At 49.8% G+C, this 2,656-nt stretch carries 4 protein-coding genes and 1 pseudogene; 1 reads left to right on the top strand and 4 read right to left on the bottom strand.

What is annotated here, in order from left to right:
* Window positions 1-150: pseudogene (locus DHN60_RS22170) on the bottom strand (IS3 family transposase); the annotation flags it as partial.
* Window positions 151-459: 309 nt separating this feature from the next.
* Here DHN60_RS22170 and DHN60_RS22440 point away from each other — a divergent pair.
* Window positions 460-651: a hypothetical protein gene (locus DHN60_RS22440; protein ID WP_159089351.1), complete on the top strand. Its 192-nt coding sequence runs from the start codon at window positions 460-462 to the stop codon at window positions 649-651.
* A 455-nt stretch (window positions 652-1,106) separates the two neighbouring features.
* On the opposite strand, the gene DHN60_RS22165 is transcribed toward DHN60_RS22440, so the two are convergent.
* Genes DHN60_RS22165 through DHN60_RS22155 form a run of 3 tightly spaced genes read right to left on the bottom strand, consistent with a single transcriptional unit; the run spans window position 1,107 to window position 2,240 of the window.
* Window positions 1,107-1,478, bottom strand: a complete 372-nt coding sequence (locus DHN60_RS22165) for a ribbon-helix-helix domain-containing protein (RefSeq protein ID WP_108839465.1) — start codon at window positions 1,476-1,478, stop codon at window positions 1,107-1,109.
* Between the two features lie 21 nt (window positions 1,479-1,499).
* The gene (locus DHN60_RS22160) at window positions 1,500-1,814 is read right to left on the bottom strand and encodes a muconolactone Delta-isomerase (RefSeq protein WP_083792443.1); all 315 of its coding nucleotides are present in this window, start codon (window positions 1,812-1,814) and stop codon (window positions 1,500-1,502) included.
* 30 nt (window positions 1,815-1,844) lie between these two features.
* Window positions 1,845-2,240, bottom strand: coding sequence for a VOC family protein (locus DHN60_RS22155; protein ID WP_108839464.1), 396 nt, complete (start codon window positions 2,238-2,240; stop codon window positions 1,845-1,847).
* Between the last annotated feature and the right edge of the window lie 416 nt (window positions 2,241-2,656).

Raw genomic sequence — 2,656 nt, 5'->3', positions numbered from 1 at the left:
ACACAGCTCAGCTATGCTGTCCTCGCCCCTCAGACCGTCCAGGACGATCCTGATCTTCTCTTCGGACGAGTAATGCTTGCGGGTCGCTCGTTTGATGTCTTTGACGATCTTCTCGCCTGAGCTTTTGCGTGTTCCATTGGTCTGTCTCATCTTCCACTCCTCGGTGGTTACGATGAGCCAAGAACACTCTCTTAGCAATTTGCCCTATTTGGACCCATAAGCGCTGACGTCAGACAGCAGCAGATTTTCAATCACGTTCACCGTGAGCCTGTCTGACCTCTATTCTGAACCAAGTCCATGCAGCTATCGACAGTTCCATCAGGATCTGGAGGTTTTCAGCGTACTTTTGAGCCAAATTTTTATCCTCACTGGAGCCCGCCACATTCTCCTAGACATTAACTTGCTGCATCGCTAGCGTTCTGAAAACACTAAATAGAAATAGTCAAAGAGGACAAAGAATTGGCTGATTCCAGAGAGATGCTGATGAAAAAATTGGAGCTGCTTGAAAGCCAGATCGCTGACGCCAATAAGAAAATCAACAATACCGGTGTAGCGAAGCCTGGTCCTTGGAAGGCTGCGATAAAGAAGAAGCAGAAGTTGACCGCTGAACAGAAAAAGCTGTACGACAAACTCTTGAGCCTGAAGGCGTAAAGCTTAGGCTCAGGACGCATCGTCAGTAAGTGACAGCAGCTACCGACTTGATTGCAACTAAGAAGATCGTTGGAAAGCAGTCAGGCCATATGGCGACAAGCGTCCAACACTTATGTCTCGAGACGACCGTTCGCCGCATAGAATACAATTGACTGAGTTGAGCTCGACGCGGACTTGCGGCGTTGCAGTAGGGTAAGCTTGGACCGCGCTCCGTGCGCAGCCCTTCGCGAAACACAGAAAATTCTACGCGTTCAGCGGTGTGGCCCGATGCCCGGACATTCGGCCGTTTGAAGCGGTCGTTGGACGACGGGGCCCGCCACGACCGCACTGAGCCCAAATTGCCTTGTTTTCGCATTGCCGCGAATGACCGGTTTGCGAACTTCACCAAAAGATAAGAGGTCAGGTGCTGAATCTGCCTTCTGCATTATTTTTGGAGCGACATTTGAAGAATATTTTTACGTTAATCTTGGATTGGCTTGCGAACGTTCGATGGTCTCAAGTGAAAGAATATCACTGGCGGGAAGGTGAGATAGCTTCACGCGAGCGTCATTCGGGATAAATCCGCGCAACTGAAGATCAAGATATCTCAAACAGCAGACCCGTAAAAAGGAAGTAAAATTTCCGAGATCGTGACCTGCATCCAGGCTTTCATTGTAAAGACGATGCAAGAGCTGCGGGACTGTTAAAGCGTCCCGGTCTCCGATTGTTTCAAGCGTGCGCCAAAACATCTCTTCCAAGCGAACGCTGGTTACCATCCCATCCATTCGAAAAGATCGCGTGTGGGACGCCCAGAGTGCAGGGTCTGCATCTATAAACAATTCACACATATGGACGTCTCCCTTTTTCGATTAGCGGCCAAGACGCTCTTTCACGTCTTCGGCAAAATCTTCGTAGCGGCGAAGAGATTTTACATCGACCTGCACAAGGTGCCCCATTTTCTGCATGATCGGAAGATCAAACAGGATGCGGTCAAGGTCATCGGGGGTTTCCACGTCGGCGATCACGAGCACTTTGCGCTCTCCCACGACTTTCCAAAGGTCAACAACGACGCCTGCTGACTTTGCCCCTAAAGCGGCATTCGCTTCTTCAGCCCAAACCCCCAGCAAACCTTGCTGGGCCATAGTTTCATCGTACTCCACGGTAAAATCGAGTCTGTAAAGCATAGTTCCTCCCTTTCATATTGATTCAGTCGGTCAGGCAAACCGCCCACCTTTTTCGATTACTTCGATTTGGTATCCATCAGGGTCCCTGACAAAAAAGAACTTAGCAACGCGCTCTCCGTCGGGGCGGAAATCCACGATGTCACCCGGACTGGTGTCGGCTTTGGTGGCAGTGGCATGAGCGTCTTCGAGATCATCCACGACGACGGCCAGATGGCCGTAGCCATCGCCCAAATCATAAGGTGCGTCGCGGGTCTTATTGACGGTAAGTTCAAGTTCAAATGTCGACGTTGGAAGGGCCAGGTAGATCAGCGTGAAACTCTCAAAGTCCAACCGATCAACGACCTCGAGTCCAAAGGTATCGTGATAGAATTGGACTGACACTGCTTCATTCAGAACCCTGATCATACTGTGTGCAAGTTTGGTCATGTTTTATCCTCTGAACCATGCTTATCAGTGATCAGGCATGAAGTGGTATTATGCCGCTACTACATTCATTTTTGCGCTTGGGTTGACGTCTTTTCCCAACTTTAACAACTGTCCAAAAGTAGCCAAGCGGTCATTGAATTGGGTCAAACGTACAGCAGCTTTGTCCTGTGTGGATGGCTCCCTTTTTGCAAGTCCTATTTGATGATTTGGATTTGTCAGAAGCAGTCTTGTGTTCGGCCTATTCGCGCGACGCACATGGCCGCTGGCCCTGATGGTTTCCACCAACCAAGTCCCATTCCGCAACTCGAACAGCAAGCGTTCAGGACAAAGCACGGGGCGTCTTGGTTTTAGGGCTGACAAAGTTCCATCACTTCATTGGTCTTGCAAACTCCTGTGTTTACGCCGTTGGGTTTACA

Source organism: Tateyamaria sp. Alg231-49 (genome assembly GCF_900143535.1).
In the GTDB taxonomy this organism is placed as follows: domain Bacteria; phylum Pseudomonadota; class Alphaproteobacteria; order Rhodobacterales; family Rhodobacteraceae; genus Tateyamaria.
Note: the sequence above shows the minus strand (reverse complement) of the source record. Positions and strands in the feature narration are given on the sequence as shown.